Annotated in this window: 14 protein-coding genes; 8 read left to right on the top strand and 6 right to left on the bottom strand. The window is 37.1% G+C overall.

Translation table 11 applies throughout. The features are described 5' to 3' along the window. Positions 1 to 91: 91 nt before the first annotated feature. The 3 genes from BM327_RS11655 to gpmI are packed head-to-tail and all read left to right on the top strand — an operon-like array spanning position 92 to position 4405. A complete protein-coding gene (locus tag BM327_RS11655; protein WP_090250032.1) occupies positions 92 to 1993 on the top strand; it encodes an amidophosphoribosyltransferase in 1902 nt (633 codons plus the stop codon). A 17-nt stretch (positions 1994 to 2010) separates the two neighbouring features. Next, on the top strand, positions 2011 to 2904 hold the full coding sequence (locus BM327_RS11650; RefSeq protein ID WP_090250027.1) for a sensor histidine kinase: 894 nt from the start codon (positions 2011 to 2013) through the stop codon (positions 2902 to 2904). After that, positions 2897 to 4405 carry a 2,3-bisphosphoglycerate-independent phosphoglycerate mutase gene (gene gpmI, locus BM327_RS11645; protein ID WP_090250024.1) on the top strand — a complete coding sequence of 503 codons (1509 nt, stop codon included), beginning with the start codon at positions 2897 to 2899 and terminating at the stop codon, positions 4403 to 4405. Before BM327_RS11650 ends, gpmI begins: the two co-directional genes overlap by 8 nt. Positions 4406 to 4478: 73 nt before the next feature. Here the strand turns inward: gpmI and BM327_RS11640 are convergent, their stop codons facing one another. Further along, positions 4479 to 6665, bottom strand: coding sequence for a choice-of-anchor L domain-containing protein (locus BM327_RS11640; RefSeq protein WP_090250019.1), 2187 nt, complete (start codon positions 6663 to 6665; stop codon positions 4479 to 4481). Between the two features lie 142 nt (positions 6666 to 6807). Here BM327_RS11640 and BM327_RS11635 point away from each other — a divergent pair, with 142 nt between their 5' ends. The 5 genes from BM327_RS11635 (at position 6808) to BM327_RS11615 (ending at position 10622) form a co-directional block, all read left to right on the top strand. Further along, positions 6808 to 8196: a dipeptidase gene (locus BM327_RS11635; protein ID WP_090250013.1), complete on the top strand. Its 1389-nt coding sequence runs from the start codon at positions 6808 to 6810 to the stop codon at positions 8194 to 8196. A 46-nt stretch (positions 8197 to 8242) separates the two neighbouring features. Continuing rightward, the gene (locus BM327_RS11630; RefSeq protein ID WP_170853750.1) at positions 8243 to 8707 is read left to right on the top strand and encodes an LEA/WHy family protein; all 465 of its coding nucleotides are present in this window, start codon (positions 8243 to 8245) and stop codon (positions 8705 to 8707) included. Continuing rightward, positions 8704 to 9252 (top strand): hypothetical protein, encoded by a 549-nt coding sequence (locus BM327_RS11625; protein WP_090250005.1) that lies wholly within the window; start codon positions 8704 to 8706, stop codon positions 9250 to 9252. Before BM327_RS11630 ends, BM327_RS11625 begins: the two co-directional genes overlap by 4 nt. Before the next feature lie 32 nt (positions 9253 to 9284). Further along, positions 9285 to 10064: an enoyl-CoA hydratase/isomerase family protein gene (locus tag BM327_RS11620; protein ID WP_090250002.1), complete on the top strand. Its 780-nt coding sequence runs from the start codon at positions 9285 to 9287 to the stop codon at positions 10062 to 10064. A gap of 102 nt (positions 10065 to 10166) precedes the next feature. Further along, positions 10167 to 10622 (top strand): SRPBCC family protein, encoded by a 456-nt coding sequence (locus BM327_RS11615; RefSeq protein ID WP_090249998.1) that lies wholly within the window; start codon positions 10167 to 10169, stop codon positions 10620 to 10622. Between the two features lie 3 nt (positions 10623 to 10625). On the opposite strand, the gene BM327_RS11610 is transcribed toward BM327_RS11615, so the two are convergent. From BM327_RS11610 to BM327_RS11590, 5 genes are all read right to left on the bottom strand, one after another. Next, the gene (locus BM327_RS11610; RefSeq protein ID WP_090249994.1) at positions 10626 to 13016 is read right to left on the bottom strand and encodes an FG-GAP-like repeat-containing protein; all 2391 of its coding nucleotides are present in this window, start codon (positions 13014 to 13016) and stop codon (positions 10626 to 10628) included. Positions 13017 to 13197: 181 nt separating this feature from the next. Further along, complete coding sequence (locus BM327_RS11605; protein ID WP_139230354.1) at positions 13198 to 13947, bottom strand: DUF3738 domain-containing protein; 750 nt, start codon at positions 13945 to 13947, stop codon at positions 13198 to 13200. 132 nt (positions 13948 to 14079) lie between these two features. After that, the gene (locus BM327_RS11600) at positions 14080 to 14664 is read right to left on the bottom strand and encodes a hypothetical protein (protein ID WP_090249984.1); all 585 of its coding nucleotides are present in this window, start codon (positions 14662 to 14664) and stop codon (positions 14080 to 14082) included. A 144-nt stretch (positions 14665 to 14808) separates the two neighbouring features. Further along, positions 14809 to 15246: a DUF2141 domain-containing protein gene (locus tag BM327_RS11595; RefSeq protein ID WP_090249979.1), complete on the bottom strand. Its 438-nt coding sequence runs from the start codon at positions 15244 to 15246 to the stop codon at positions 14809 to 14811. Positions 15247 to 15397: 151 nt separating this feature from the next. After that, the coding region (locus BM327_RS11590) for a WG repeat-containing protein (protein ID WP_139230353.1) at positions 15398 to 15723 on the bottom strand (326 nt) is incomplete at its 5' end.

The raw sequence follows: 15723 nt of genomic DNA, 5'->3' as shown, positions 1-15723 counted from the left end.
CCTAAAATGATGAAATATTAAATGGAGACATAGATGATGAGGTGCAATAAAAAATATAAGCTTAAATTTGCAAAAAAAATGTTGCGAATCAATGAGTGATGCTATCAAACACGAGTGTGGAATTGCACTTCTGAGACTTAAGAAACCATTAGAGTATTATTTAGAAAAATACGGAACTGCTTTTTATGGAATTAACAAATTGTATTTGTTGATGGAAAAGCAGCACAACAGAGGGCAAGATGGAGCCGGAGTTGCGAACATTAAGTTCGATATGGATCCAGGAGAGCGTTACATCTCTCGTAGGCGTTCTATAGATTCAAAACCTATTCAGGACATTTTCAGTTCGATTAACGCGAGATTTCAGGAAATCGAGGACGAAAATCCTGAGTTATTAAAAGACGTAAACTACTTAAAGAAAAACGCTGGATTTACAGGTGAACTCTTTTTAGGTCACTTAAGATACGGTACTTTTGGTAGAAATAGCATAGAAAGCTGTCACCCTTTCCTTCGTCAAAACAACTGGATTACAAGAAACTTGGTGGTTGCAGGTAACTTCAACTTAACTAACGTTCACGAGTTGTTTGATGTGTTGTTAGGAATTGGTCAGCACCCGAAAGAAGTTTCTGATACGGTTACAGTATTGGAGAAAATTGGACATTTCTTAGATGTAGAAAACGAGGATATGTTCAAATCTTTGAAAGCTCAAGGTTATTCTAACCAAGAGGTTTACTCAAAAATTGCACAAAGTTTAGATATTCCTAAAATCTTGAAGAAAGCTTCTGAAGATTGGGATGGTGGTTACGCAATGTCTGGTTTGTTCGGACATGGAGATGCATTTGTATTGAGAGATCCATCAGGAATTCGTCCGGCATTCTGGTACGAAGATGATGAGGTTTGTGTTGTTGCATCTGAACGTCCAGTTATCCAAACCGCTTTCAACTTGAAGAAAGAGGATATCAAAGAATTAACTCCTGGTCATGCTTTAATTATCAAGAAAGCAGGTGAGGTGAGTGAAGTAGAAATTAATGCACCACACGAGCGTAAAGCTTGTTCATTTGAGCGCATTTACTTCTCAAGAGGTAACGATTACGATATCTACAGAGAGCGTAAAATGTTGGGTGACTTAGTAGTTCCTCAAGTAATAGACTCAATTGGTGGTGATTTAGATAACTCTGTTTTCTCTTTCATTCCTAATACAGCTGAAATGTCGTTCTACGGAATGATCAAAGGTTTAGAAGATCACATGAACAATGAGAAATTCGAAGCCATTAAAGCATTAGGGAAAGATTACAATGAAGATGATCTAGAGAAGATATTAAAGCGTAGAGCACGTATTGAGAAAATCGCTATTAAAGATGCCAAATTGAGAACTTTCATCACTCAAGATGATGCAAGAGACGATATGGTGGCCCACGTTTACGACATTACTTACGGAACAGTTGTAAGAGGGAAAGATAACTTAGTAGTGATAGATGATAGTATTGTAAGAGGTACTACCTTGAAGCAAAGTATCTTTAGAATCTTAGATAGATTGGAGCCTAAGAAGATTGTAGTTGTATCTTCAGCTCCACAAATTAGATATCCAGATTGTTACGGTATAGACATGGCAAGAATGAAAGATTTCATTGCTTTCGAAGCTGCTATCGCCTTGTTGAAAGAAAACAGTATGGGACACATCATTACAGAGGTGTACCAGAAATGTAAAGAGCAAGAGTCTATTCCAAAAGAACACGTGAAGAACTACGTAAAAGAGATTTACGAGCCGTTTACAGATACTCAAATCTCTCAGAAAATTTCAGAATTATTAAAACCTGTAAATATCAAGGCAGAAGTTGAGGTGATTTACCAATCGGTAGAAAACTTACATAAGGCTTGTCCGAATAACCTTGGAGATTGGTACTTTACAGGAAACTATCCAACACCAGGTGGTAATAAGGTGGTAAACAAAGCCTTCATTAACTACGTGGAAGGAAGTGACGCGAGAGCGTACTAATAATACCCATTGAACCCATGAAACAGAAGACCGCAATATTCTTTTATTTATTAGGGATATATGTGGTTCTTCAGTTTCTTTGGTGGGGATATCACCTCATCGATTTATCTGCACAACTCAACATTAAAAATGGCACCGTTGATTCTAGGGTGCTCATGATCTTAGGAGAAGGTGCTGTGTTTTTTGTCATCCTTATCTTTGGATTGTGGAAAATTAGAGCTTCCATTAAAAAGGAATTGGCTTTATCTAACCGACAAAACAACTTCTTACTTTCTGTAACCCACGAGTTAAAAACACCCATCGCTGCCAATCGATTATATCTACAAACCCTCCTGAAAAGAAGTTCCCTTTCGGAAGAAAAGAAAAAAGAAATTCTTAGTTCTGCTTTACACGAAAACAAGCGTCTACAGGAGATGATAGATAATATTCTAACTGCTACACAACTGGATAATCATGCCTTGCAGTTGAATCAACAAGAAGAAGATTTAAAAGAAATCATAGAAAAGTTACTCTATAAATTTATTTACCATAGGTGTGATGTAGATTTACAATTGGATGTGCAACGCAAGGTAAATATCGACAAAATGTTGGTAGAAATTATGCTGAGTAACTTGCTAGAAAATGCGGTGAAATACGGTGGGGGCAACCCTATAACGGTTAGTGTAAGAGACTTGAAAAACGCTATTGAAATTCAAGTGAAAGACCTTGGTGATGGTATAGATAAAACCCAGGTCAATCAAATTTTTGAGAAGTTTTACAGAATAGGCAACGAAGAAACACGTACCCAAAAAGGGACGGGCTTAGGGCTCTATATCGTATCTGAATTGGCTAAAATACACAAAGGAAAAGTATCATATGAACCCAATCAACCCAAGGGTTCTATATTTAAAATAACACTCAACAATGTCTGATAAAAAAACAGGACTCATCATTTTAGATGGATGGGGAATAGGTGATAAATCAGAATCGGATGCGATTTATCATGCGCAAACTCCCTGCATGGATCAATTAATGAAAGATTATCCAAATGCGACCTTGGTAACCTACGGAGAACAGGTTGGTTTACCGGAAGGACAAATGGGAAATTCTGAGGTAGGTCACTTAAACATTGGAGCCGGAAGAATCGTTTACCAAGAGTTAACACGTATTAATAAGAGCATTAAAGATCAAGATTTCTTTGCCAACGAACAGCTGGTAAAAGCCTTTCAAAAAGCAAAGGAAGATAACTTGAAAGTTCACTTTATTGGTTTGGTTTCTAAAGGTGGTGTGCACAGTAGTCAAGAACACCTTTATGCTTTGTGTGATATGGCCAAAGCTCAAGGGGTAAGTGATGTAAATATTCATGCTTTTACGGATGGTAGAGACTGTGATCCGAAAAGTGGAAAGAACTTCTTGGCTGAATTGAATGCGCATTTGGAAAAATCTGTTGGAAAAATAGCTTCTGTAATAGGAAGGTATTACGCCATGGATAGAGACAATAGATGGGAAAGAGTTGAGAAGGCTTATGATTTATTGGTGAAGGGTGAAGGAACTGTTTACAATAGTGTGGAGGAAGTGTTTACAAATTCTTACGCAAATGATATAACAGATGAATTCATCGAGCCTGCTATCATCTCAGGAAATGAGGCTAAAATAGCAGAAGGTGACGTAGTTATTTGTTTCAATTTTAGAACAGATAGACCAAGAGAGATTTCTATTGCGTTAACCCAAAGAGACTTTCCTGAGCATGAGATGAAAGCATTGCGTTTAGAATACTTAACCATGACGAGCTATGATGATACTTTTGAAAATGTAAAAGTCATCTTCGAAAAAGACAACTTAGTAAATACTTTAGGAGAAGTATTAGAAGGAGCTGGTAAGTCCCAAGTAAGAATAGCTGAAACTGAAAAATACCCCCACGTTACTTTCTTCTTTTCTGGAGGAAGAGAAAACGAGTTTGATAAGGAAACAAGAATCTTGGTTAATTCTCCAAAGGTAGCAACCTACGATTTACAACCTGAGATGAGTGCTCCGGAAGTGAAGGAGAAAATTATTGCTGAATTGAATAGCAATCAACCTGATTTCTTTTGTTTGAACTTTGCAAACCCGGATATGGTAGGACATACAGGAGATTATAAAGCCATCCAGAAAGCAGTAGAAACTGTAGATGGAGCGTTGTGTGAAATCTTGGAAACTGGAAAAGCTTTGGGCTATGAATTCATTGTGATTGCTGATCACGGAAATGCTGATTTTGCCATCAATGCGGATGGAACACCAAATACAGCACACAGCACCAATCCAGTTCCTGTTATATATGTTGGAGATAAATCTAAGAAAATCAAAGACGGGAAGTTGGCGGATGTAGCACCAACTATACTTCACCTTATGGGAGTAGAGAAATCTGCTGAAATGACAGGGGAGAGTTTGATTTAAAAAACACTATATACCAAATGAAAAAGGGGATTGATTAAAGTATCAATCCCCTTTTTCTATCCTGTATTTGTTGTTATTTCACAAGTTGAATAAAACCTTGTTCTTGTACTTCTTCTCCTTGGAAGCCATAGAAAGTAGCTTGGTAGAAGTAAGTACCCTCTCCACAAGGATTTCCTGAACTTTTATTGGTTCCGTCCCATACTGCTTGAGTTGGGTCTCCTGTAGATTCAAACACTACATTCCCCCATCTGTTGGTAATTACAACATCTATGTTTTTTGCATTCACAGGGTTGAAGGTGAATACATCATTTTTATTATCACCATCTGGTGTAAATACATTTGGTTTGCTGTAATCTAAGGCCAAGAAAGGAATGATTGTAATTTGTGCCCAAGCTGTATCTGAACATGAACCACCGTAAACGATGAGACTTACATCATATACATTTTGTGCATCACCGTAAGTTTGGTATTGCGTTCCCAAATCAAAAACAGTAACTCCATTTCCATTTCCAAAATCCCACTCGTAAGAAGAACCTCCTGTACTGTTGTTGGTGAATGTTACCGGTAAAGGAGCTGTTCCTGAGCTAGGGGTGGCTGTGAAGTCTGCTACAGGAACACTTTCCTGATCTACAAAGGCACTATCGTAAACCGTACATCTAGAATCCGAAACTTCGAAGTAATACCATCCAGATGAAAGGTTACCCCATGCACTGGCATCTATACCATTTGGAGAGTTTGGTCCTGGTCCTGACCAGTTCAACTGTGGCTGACCGACGTTACCTGAGACGTTTGCCGTTACAAAACCTGATGATTCACCACAAGGTGTTGGTCCAGCAAATGCCGTGTCAACCGCTAAAGTTTGATCCACTATGATTTCCATCGTGTCTTCGAAAACGAAACCACAGGCATCTGTAGATTGAACGATGTAATAATTTGTTTGATTTTGGTAAGCCTCTAAATAAACCGAATCTCCTGAAGTATACACATTTCCATTGGGTAACTGTATCCATTCATAGGTGTAGGGTTCAAAACCTTCAATGGTATAGACCTCCGTGAGTACTGAATCATTATCACAATAGATGGTAGTGTCCGAAACAATTACTTCTGAGAAGGGTTCTTCGGTGATGTATGTAAACCCTTCAGAATATACCGTGTCGCCACAGGGGGTAATGGTGTAAGCATTAATGGTTAAGAGTTCTGGACCTTCGTCTATACCGTCTTGTATAGGATCTATAACAATACTAATAGTGTCTTCACCAGGAAGGAAGGTAATTATTCCATTTTGACCTAAAGAAGTATAATCAACGCCTTCTACGGCTTGTCCACCTGTGGTGTAAACAACGATTAATGTGTCACCAGTTTGTGTTGTCGGTCTAGAAAATGTAACTGTACCTTGCGTACATCCTTCTACCAATGTAGAATCATTAACACTCTGATCTGAAGAAATGCTAATATCTACTGTGTTGGATGAGAAAGAGTTGGCCTCTAAAAATACACCTGAGTTTAACGCCTGGTCTCCTACGTTACTGATGGCTATCTTAATGTGGTAAGTTTGACCACAAATAAGGTCCGCATTAGCAGATAAAGAAACTGTACCTCCACCATAGGGGTAACCTGTTGTACCGTTGTAGCTGGTCGTATAATAAACAGAGTTACTTTGCCAGTTAGGGTCCTGGTTAGCACAAGTAGTTGGGTTTCCAGAACCACCTGCAGAACCTGAGTTTACTGTGTTAATCGCTACAGGTACATTGGTATTAGGTACCAAAGCAATGTTCTCTGCATTGTATTGGAAAGGACCGTTAAATCCAGGTCCCGAAATAAAAAATCCGAAAACATCATTAAATCCTGAACATACATAGTTGGGATATTCTGAAGAAGCAAACATGTAGTTGAAAGACAAAGTATCTCCAGTTGGTATAAAGTCAAATTCTAAAACAACACCATTCGTTACATTGTTGGTTGCGATGGCAGTTAAATCTGGATCATATGATACTGTACCACTTCCTCCATCTGTGGTTAGTAAAACACCACTGGAGAAAGGGAAGTTTCCTCCTTGATCATTAAAAAGTTTTACGTTTCCTTGACTCGAACCTACGTTGGCTGTACTACCGTTGTAACTAATGTTTGAAACAACTATTCCTTGACCTAACAATGCATTTTGGACTACATCTACTACAGAAGTTGTATTCGTTATGTTTAATTGGGCAGACAAGTTTACCGTTAAAAGTAAGCAAGCTGCTGCCATTAAAAATCGTTTCATAAGTGTGAATGGTTTATTTTCTCTTTAACAGACTTGATTGAGTTTGAAAAAGTTGCTTGAAATTAACGAATTATAGATAATCTTGTTGAATTTGAGGACTAAATGTGATAGAAACTTATCTTTACGTTTTAAAATTAATTACATGGAAAGTACAATAAAGTATATCAACGCAAACAAAGACAAGTTTTTAAACGAACTCATAGAACTACTTAAAATACCATCTGTTTCTGCTGATCCAGCATTCAAGAATGACGTGTTAAAAACGGCTGAATTTATTGCTGAACAATTGAAGAAAAATGGAGCAGATAATGTGGAAGTTTGTCCTACAGCTGGTTACCCAATTGTATATGGTGAAAAAATTATAGATGAAAATTTACCTACTGTTTTAGTTTATGGTCATTACGATGTGCAACCTGCGGATCCATTAGAATTGTGGGATTCTCCAGCATTTGAACCGGTGATTAAGAAAACTGAAATTCACCCAGAAGGAGCAATTTTTGCACGTGGAGCTTGTGATGACAAAGGACAAATGTACATGCACTTGAAGGCTTTTGAAGCTATGATGGAAAGCAATGAGTTGCCATGTAACGTGAAGTTCATGATAGAAGGTGAAGAAGAAGTGGGTTCTGAAAACTTAGGTCACTTCATTAAAGCAAACAAAGAAAAATTAGCTGCAGATGTAATCTTAGTTTCTGATACAGGAATTTTAGCCAACGATGTACCTTCTATTACAACAGGTTTAAGAGGATTGAGCTATGTTGAAGTTGAGGTTACTGGTCCAAACAGAGATTTACACTCAGGTTTATACGGTGGTTGTGTTGCCAATCCTATCAATATCTTAGCAGAGATGATAGCTTCGTTAACAGACGAAAATAATCACATTACTATTCCAGGTTTCTACGACAATGTAGAAGAACTTTCCGCTGAAGAAAGAGCTGAAATGGCGAAAGCACCTTTTTCAGAAGAGGATTACAAAAAAGCCTTGGCCATAGATGCTGTTCATGGAGAAGCAGGTTACTCTACGCCAGAGAGAGGTTCTATTCGTCCAACTTTAGATGTTAACGGAATTTGGGGTGGTTATACAGGTGAAGGAGCAAAAACAGTAATTGCATCAAAAGCCTTTGCTAAAATCTCTATGCGTTTGGTTCCTAATCAAAGTCCAGAGGAAATCACAGAGAAATTCCAAAAGCACTTCGAATCTATAGCTCCAGATAGCGTAAAAGTTTTGGTTAAACCGCATCACGGTGGAGAGCCAGCCGTAACTCCAATTGATTCTATTGGGTACCAAGCGGCAAGTATGGCCATGGAGACTTCTTTCGGAATTAAACCTATTCCTGTAAGAAGTGGAGGAAGTATTCCTATTGTTTCTATGTTCGAAAAAGTATTGGGCTTGAAAACGGTATTGATGGGATTCGGATTGAACTCTGATGCGATTCACTCACCAAATGAGCACTACGGATTATTCAACTACTATAAAGGAATTGAGACGATTCCTTACTTCTACAAGAATTTTACAGAATTATCGAAATAATCATGGAGGAGGGGTTTAGGCTCCTCCTTTTTTAATAGAACGCGCTTTGAAAGGATTAAATTTAGTATTGATTTTCTTCATCGGTTTATTGTTTACCAGTTGTGAGGTATACGAAGATTTAGATGTTGAAGAAATTAAAGGAGTTAAAATAGGTGCCATTAAGGATGGTAAATTAAACCTAAAAATTACAGCAGATGTTGTGAATCCTAATGCTTATGGAATAAAGTTGAAGGAAACAGATTTACAAGTCTATTTGGACGATAATTTTATGGGTACAGCACATTTGAATGCTCCTGTGAAATTGTTGCGTAAACAAACCCAAGAATACACCTTTGACGTAGAGGTAGGCCTTGAAAAAGGTGTGATGGCCAAATTGGTAATGCTTGCCTTAAAAAAGGAACTTACTTTAAAGGTTAAGGGAGATATCAAGGCTGCTGTGATGGGAATAAATAAAACCCTAGAGGTGAGTAAAACAAAGAAAATTGATCCGGCTATTTTACAGCAAAGATGATGGATTTTGAGTTAAATGGTGACGGAGATTTTACGGGCTTAATGCAAGAGTCTGGCATCGTTAGCTTTAATGATGCTTGTAGATTTATTGCAACCATTCCCTATCAGCGCATTAGTAATAAAAAGGACTTAGCTCTTGTGTTTCATGAGCGTCGCGGAACTTGTTCCTCTAAACATGCCTTTTTAAAAGTATTGGCTGATGAGCAAGGAAAAAAGGACGTGGAATTGGTCTTGCGTTATTTTAAAATGAATGAGCAAAGTCACACCTGTTTGAAACAAATATTCGAAACCATAGCTTTAGAATATATACCCGAAGCGCATGTGTGTTTAAAATATCAGAACAAGTATTATGATTTTACCACGCGCAATTTTCCAAAACTTGACGCCTTTGTTCTTAAGGAAGAAGTGATAGATGTTTCTACTTTACTTGAGGAGAAAGACAGCAAACATTTCGATTTTATAAAAGATTGGAATAAAAGTGAATATAGCACAGATCAGATCTGGAAGTGGAGAGAAGCATGTATTGCTCTACTTTCCAAACAATAATTTTTATTTTTGAAACAAATTTTTTTGACACTATGAGTACAGCAAACGCGGTTGACCAAGGTCACGTAGAATATAAAGTAAACGAGAAAGGGATAGCAACCATAGAGTTTGGACACCCTTTAAGTAATTCATTACCGGGTAAGATTTTACAAAAATTAGCCGATACAATTACAGAATTAGGAGAGAACGATGCCGTAAAAGTTATCGTTTTAACTTCTGCCGGAGAAAGAGCATTTTGTGCAGGAGCTAGTTTTGACGAGTTGATTTCTATCAAAGATTTCCCAACAGGAAAAGAGTTTTTCTCTGGTTTTGCGAAGGTAATTAACGCAAGTAGAAAATGTCCAAAATTAATCATCGGTAGAGTACAAGGTAAAGCCGTAGGTGGTGGAGTTGGATTGGCATCTGCTGTAGATTACTGTTTGGCAACGAAGCATGCAGCTGTTAAATTATCAGAGTTAGCGATTGGTATTGGACCTTTCGTAGTTGGGCCAGCAGTTGAGCGTAAAGTTGGAGTTTCAGCGATGAGTCAATTGGCCATCAACGCTACAGAATGGAGATCTGCAGATTGGGCAAGAGAAAAAGGATTATACACAGATATCTTTGATACCGTAGAGGAGATGGATGCAGAGGTAGAAACTTTGGCAAATACTTTGGCAAACTCTAACCCTGAAGCAATGATGTTGTTGAAGAAAATCTTCTGGGAAGGAACAGAAAACTGGGATGAATTATTGTCTGAAAGAGCGGCAATGAGTGGTCAGTTGGTATTGTCTGAGTTTACAGTAAACGCGATTAACAAGTTCAAAGCGAAATAAGCATTGAACAATTAAATATCAGAAGGCACAACCTAAAGTTGTGCCTTTTTTTGTGTTTTGTAAAACATTCTTAAGCTGCGAGGTGTTGTAAAGAGAAAAAGCATGTATCAACTCAAGCGCACGCAGTTTGTAAAAGCAAGTTTAGAAGAATGTTGGGAGTTTTTTTCCTCTCCCAAAAATCTACAAACCATAACACCACCCTATATGGGCTTTCACATTCAAACCGAAGTGCCAGAGAAAATGTACGAGGGATTGATGGTGTCTTACACCGTTACCCCTCTCTTAAAAATACCCATGCAGTGGGTTACTGAAATTAAGTATGTGCACGATAAAAAATTCTTTGTCGATGAACAACGTATGGGACCCTACAAAATGTGGCACCACGAGCATCATTTTAAAGAAGTAGAAGGTGGTGTTGAAATGACAGATATCGTCAGTTACCTTCTACCTATGGGACCATTGGGGAAACTTGTTCATCCTTGGTTGGTGAAACCAAAATTGGAAGAAATTTTTGAGTACCGGTTTCAAAAAGTAGAGGAGCTGTTTAATCAGAAATAGTCTTTATTTAAGCACAGATATGTGTCCCGCATACTTCTCTTTGGATCCATTTTCAACAGTTATCTCTAGCAAGTAAATGTAAATGTCGTCCGGCACAATTTTACCCATATAGGTTCCATCCCAAGTTCCGTGTGGGTCTTTGGATTCAAAGATAAGTTCTCCATAACGGTTGAAAATTTGTAGTTGAAAAAGTGAGATATTTTCACACGTGTGCTCGGGACGAAAAACTGGATTGTGTTCGTTCCCATCAGGAGTAAAGGCATTTGGTATATAAATGTCGCATTCGCAATTACAGTCACAATCCTCAAAGCTTAATTGAAAACTAGCTGTGTCCGCTCCACAATTGGATTGTTGGATTACTGTGTAATTTCCTTCCTCAAAGGTGGTTAAACTTGGTCCCGTTGAGTTATTTGACCAAATGTAGTTTACACCTGATGCATTGGATAAAGTAAGTTGAAAGGGTTTATCATTACAAGCACTCGTATCGGACAATTCTGGGAGAGAGTTATTTGAAATAACATTAACAATTATGGTGTCTGAACTTGTACAGCTTACATTGGCGGCTGTTAAGGAATAAGTGCCGGCTTGTGTAACATTTAAGCTATTAGCAGTACTACCATCAGACCATGTGTACGTTACTCCATTTTCTTGGGCAGTATATAAAATGAGCGTAGCTGATGCACAGAGTAGAGTGTCATTTCCCAAGTTCGCATCCGGTGCATTTAACACATTAAAAGAGAGTTCTACCACATTGTTGAAACATAAGTTTGTATCCGGAGCTTGAAGGAAAAATGAGGTGTCGCCAGCGAATAAATTTACCGTTAATACACTATCAAAATCAAGAAGATTAGTTAGCGTACTGTCATCGTACCAGTTATAGTTGAATCCGTCAAAAGCGAGGGTTTGATTGCCTGAACAAAGTGTATCAAAAAAGGTGGTTATAGGAGTAGAAGAACAAAATTCATAGAACGTTAGTTTTTGATTAACACCCAGGTTTGTGTAGTAGCAAGTAGTATTTGATGTTGGCCAATACACGATAACTGAATCAATAGTACTCGCGTTGTTTAGTCCAAATTCTAAGGTTGGACTTTCTTGTGCACAATACCCCGCTTTTGAGCTTAATTCACGCATTTGCCATACATCATTTCCTCCAATATTTGCTTTAACCTTTACAACAGCACCGATACAATTTTTGTTGCTTGTAGTCGCTTTTAAATCTACATGAAACCAGTTTTTATTCGATCCAATGTTGTTTTTGTAGAGAAAGTTATTGGTGTTGGTTCTGTTGGTAACGTAGCAATCTAAATCACCGTCATTGTCTATATCTGCAAAATTACATCCGCGGGAAATTCCTCCATCATTTACAATGTCACCCGTGGTTATACTTGTGAAGTTTCCACTACCGTTGTTTTGGTAGAGTCTGTTATTCTGTCCTTGAGCATTAGAAACAAATAGATCCAAATCTCCATCGTTGTCATAATCGACCCAAGCTGCACCGTAACTCGCGTGTACATCAGTAACGTGAGCTCCTGTGTTTATTTTTGTAAAAGTTAGACTACCATCATTTCTATAAAGGTCGTTGGATTGACCGTTGTTACATACATAAAGATCCAAATCCCCGTCGTTGTCATAATCACCCCAAACACTTCCGAAAGAATTTTTTAGATCTGTTACTATGACTCCTGTAGTTAAGGCCGTAAAATTACCGTTGTTGTTGATGTATACAAAATTGCTTTGGTTGGATTGGTTGGCTACGAAAAGATCCAAATCTCCATCGTTGTCTATATCTACCCAATTGGCATCATTGGAACTGCCTCCTGAGGTGCTTATTATAGAACTGGTATTTTGTGAGAAAACACCATTTCCACTGTTTATAAAAAAGAAATTGTTTTCATTGCTTAAGTTGGCGACGAAGAGGTCTAAGTCCCCATCATTATCATAATCTCCAAAATTGCTCGTTTGAGAATTCCCATTGGAAAGAGCAACAGCACCTATAGCGATTTGCTGATATTGTCCGACAAAGTCGTTATAAAAATAAAACTCGTTATTTTGGGTTCCGTTTGCACCACCGTTACTTATGTACAAATCATTATAACAATCCGAGTCTACATCTACCCATGAATGCCCCAATGAACTTCCGGCATTCGCTGTAAGAACGGGATAGCTTAAGGTTGAGAAATTTCCATTCCCGTCGTTTTCGAAAAGTAAATTCGCTGTGTTGGTAAAGTTGGCCACGAACAAATCTATGTCGCCATCACGATCAAAATCAATAAAACTAGAACCATAAGATTGGGCACCATCATTAACGGCAGGTCCTGTGGTTATTTTAATAAAATCTTGAGCAAAAGTTCCTAAGGTGAGGCAACAGCAAAAAAAAGTAAGTGGTTTGAGCATTTGATTTCAAGTGTTTATAGCGTCAAAATTAGTGAATTGTTCTCGTGAAATCAAAAACAAAAAATATTGATTTCCTTTAATCTTTTTGAGGGTTTAAATTTCTTCACAAAATCAACAAAGGCTTTTGAGATTTTTATAGACAAAAAAAGCCCTGTTTAGCATTTTAAACAGGGCTTTGAATTTATCGTATTACCGTATAAATCTTTTGTGTAATCTTTTCTGGCACATATTGTAACCCGAATTCCGAGAGATGAGTATTCAGTTCCTCTATGTTATCAGAAAATTTAAATTTAAAGTCGTATTCTTCTTCACCAAAATTAGTTTCGGTCAATATCTCACTTGTTTTATCATCTAAATAATTGTTCAGAAAATTTAATCTAACATTCTCTGTTTTTACCTTAGATTTTTGATGACTGATTAAACTGCGATCCTTATTCGATTTACTTTTAAATTCATTCAAAAGCTTTTGATCCACAATTTTAAGGCTAAAAGCATCAAGTGTTTTTTCTTCTTCTTTGAGTTCTAAACCAAAAATTTCTTTGTAAGCATCAAGAAGAATTTGTGTTTTATTTTCCGGTAATTTCTCACTTCCATTAAAATTACAAACCATGAATTTGCAATCTATGGCGTCGGCAGGAAAATCGTTGATGAATTCCTTTTTTGTATCGAGGATGCTACTTAAAAAACTTAGGGGAGATGCTCCATAAAAGTAAAAGGTAGAATCATTTCTGGTTGAATGGTAAAACTTATCGCACTGCTTACGATTGTTTTCATCGTATTTATTATCTACACTGTAGATTTTTAATGTGTACTCATCATTTTCTGTTTTGAATAACTCTGTTTTGTTTTCAGGGTATTTTTCTTGTGCAACTTTAGAAAAGTTACAAGACATCAATAGAAAAAGGGAGGTGGTAAATGTTAGAATTTTCATTGTTTTGAAGTTTTGATTTATGTGATTCAAACGGAAATATAAGAATTAGTTACCGTTTAAATTTTTTGAACCCAAAAAATGAAAATAAAAGGTATGTTCCTATTTCAATAAATTAGTATGATGAACTTAAAATTACCACTTAGAGAAGATGAAAAGATACTTCGCCTTTGGGGCAGAAAAACCTAATTCAGGATCGAATACCATTTCTATTATTCTTTGACCGTAAATTTTACTCTGCGCAAAGCTTCTATAACTTCTCACCACTGATAAATTCGAGATTTTATACCAAGATTTTTCTATTTGGTTTTTGTGATTAAGGTATTCAAGGGTGAAATTCTTGAGGTCGAAAGGCATGCTATTGAAAGAGCTAATGAGTTGCTGATGAGGAAGGGGAGTTCCATTATAGGACATAGCACCTGGATGCGAGCGCGTGTATAAAGTATCTGTGGCGGAGGCAAAGTGTAGATGGAAATCTTTGTCATCAAATGGATTGACAGAAGAAAGTGTATGAAAGATGGGAAGGCTGTCCGTATACAATTGGGCAGAGCTAAAGGAGTAAGTATAGGCGGCTTCGAGCGTGTCTGACACCACTAATAGAAGCAAGTCGCCCGTATAGCTGTGTACTTGGTTGTCGTTGTTTATTCCTTCACTTATTTCTTCTTTTTGACAAGCCGATAGAAATATAAAAGCAGGGATGAGGTAAATAAGAGGTTTCATAATTTGTGTGATTGTGTTAAGCTTCAAATATAGGTGGTTCCAAATTTGTTTTCAGTTTGTTATGTGTTGATAATTAGGTGTTTTATACATGTCTGAATAAGTTAAATAAGGATATCCTGACCCCGATTTTCTCGAGGAATTTGCCTAAAAATAATGTATAGCTACGTCTACATATTTTTTTTCATCATCCACCTGAAAGTCGAATTCATTGAAATCTGGTTTGCTCATACCTTCAAGTTTGTAACCTGAGAAACCTACGCCTTCAAGGGGGTATACACCAAAACGAAACGTCATGTCTTTAGATTTATCTTCGTCATCTAAGACGGTTACTGCGTAAGTTCCTTGGGCAAGGTTAAATGCCAAATTTATTTTACCCTCTTTCACATTGGTCTTGTTGAAATAGAGCGTTTTTTCAGGTTGTTCGCCTTCAAATTGCTCTTCATTTTTGAAAACAGCTACTTGTAATTGACCTTTTAAGTTTCGAATGTTACGCACTTTTAAAACAACAGAAGTTTCGGTGCTAGTACTGTTAAAAGAAAATAAACCAAGGGTAATTAAGCCGAGTAATCCTACTATTTTCATTGTGATTTTTGATTTATAGTGTTAAATGTTGATGTGAAAATATAGATAAATATACTATGTATGAATAATTAAATGTTAAAGTAGTACTTGATTTATTTTATGTCCTTAGTGCTTGATAAATTGTTTAGAAGATAAAAGGGTAAGTTGAAGTTTATTCAATAGCTTCTTTTTTTACATCCTCCTCCGATTTAAAAGTAGGTTCAACGATTATAGATCCGTCGGTGTCAATGAAACCATATTTTCCCTTCTTCTTAACCAAAGCCCAACTTTCTTTGTAAATGCCGAAAAGTTCGATTTCGTCAAAAAGGACATCTACAACTAATCCGCCATCAGTATCGATGAAACCATACTTTCCATCTTTTTGAACTCTAGCCCAATTTTCTTTGTAGATGCCGAATAGGTCGATTTGGTCATAAACAGTAGCTACAATTTCAGTTCCATCACTATCAATAAAACCGTATTTTCCATCTTTTTGAA

It is taken from the genome of Lishizhenia tianjinensis, from assembly GCF_900116425.1.
GTDB lineage: Bacteria > Bacteroidota > Bacteroidia > Flavobacteriales_D > Crocinitomicaceae > Lishizhenia > Lishizhenia tianjinensis.
Note: the sequence above shows the minus strand (reverse complement) of the source record. Positions and strands in the feature narration are given on the sequence as shown.

Bases quoted from the DNA above. Each gene is read 5' to 3' on its own strand.
- BM327_RS11655 (WP_090250032.1), top strand. From the start codon at position 92: ATGAGTGATGCTATCAAACACGAGTGTGGAATTGCACTTCTGAGACTT.
- BM327_RS11650 (WP_090250027.1), top strand. From the start codon at position 2,011: ATGAAACAGAAGACCGCAATATTCTTTTATTTATTAGGGATATATGTG.
- gpmI (WP_090250024.1), top strand. From the start codon at position 2,897: ATGTCTGATAAAAAAACAGGACTCATCATTTTAGATGGATGGGGAATA.
- BM327_RS11640 (WP_090250019.1), bottom strand. From the start codon at position 6,665: ATGAAACGATTTTTAATGGCAGCAGCTTGCTTACTTTTAACGGTAAAC.
- BM327_RS11635 (WP_090250013.1), top strand. From the start codon at position 6,808: ATGGAAAGTACAATAAAGTATATCAACGCAAACAAAGACAAGTTTTTA.
- BM327_RS11625 (WP_090250005.1), top strand. From the start codon at position 8,704: ATGATGGATTTTGAGTTAAATGGTGACGGAGATTTTACGGGCTTAATG.
- BM327_RS11620 (WP_090250002.1), top strand. From the start codon at position 9,285: ATGAGTACAGCAAACGCGGTTGACCAAGGTCACGTAGAATATAAAGTA.
- BM327_RS11615 (WP_090249998.1), top strand. From the start codon at position 10,167: ATGTATCAACTCAAGCGCACGCAGTTTGTAAAAGCAAGTTTAGAAGAA.
- BM327_RS11610 (WP_090249994.1), bottom strand. From the start codon at position 13,016: ATGCTCAAACCACTTACTTTTTTTTGCTGTTGCCTCACCTTAGGAACT.
- BM327_RS11605 (WP_139230354.1), bottom strand. From the start codon at position 13,947: ATGAAAATTCTAACATTTACCACCTCCCTTTTTCTATTGATGTCTTGT.
- BM327_RS11600 (WP_090249984.1), bottom strand. From the start codon at position 14,664: ATGAAACCTCTTATTTACCTCATCCCTGCTTTTATATTTCTATCGGCT.
- BM327_RS11595 (WP_090249979.1), bottom strand. From the start codon at position 15,246: ATGAAAATAGTAGGATTACTCGGCTTAATTACCCTTGGTTTATTTTCT.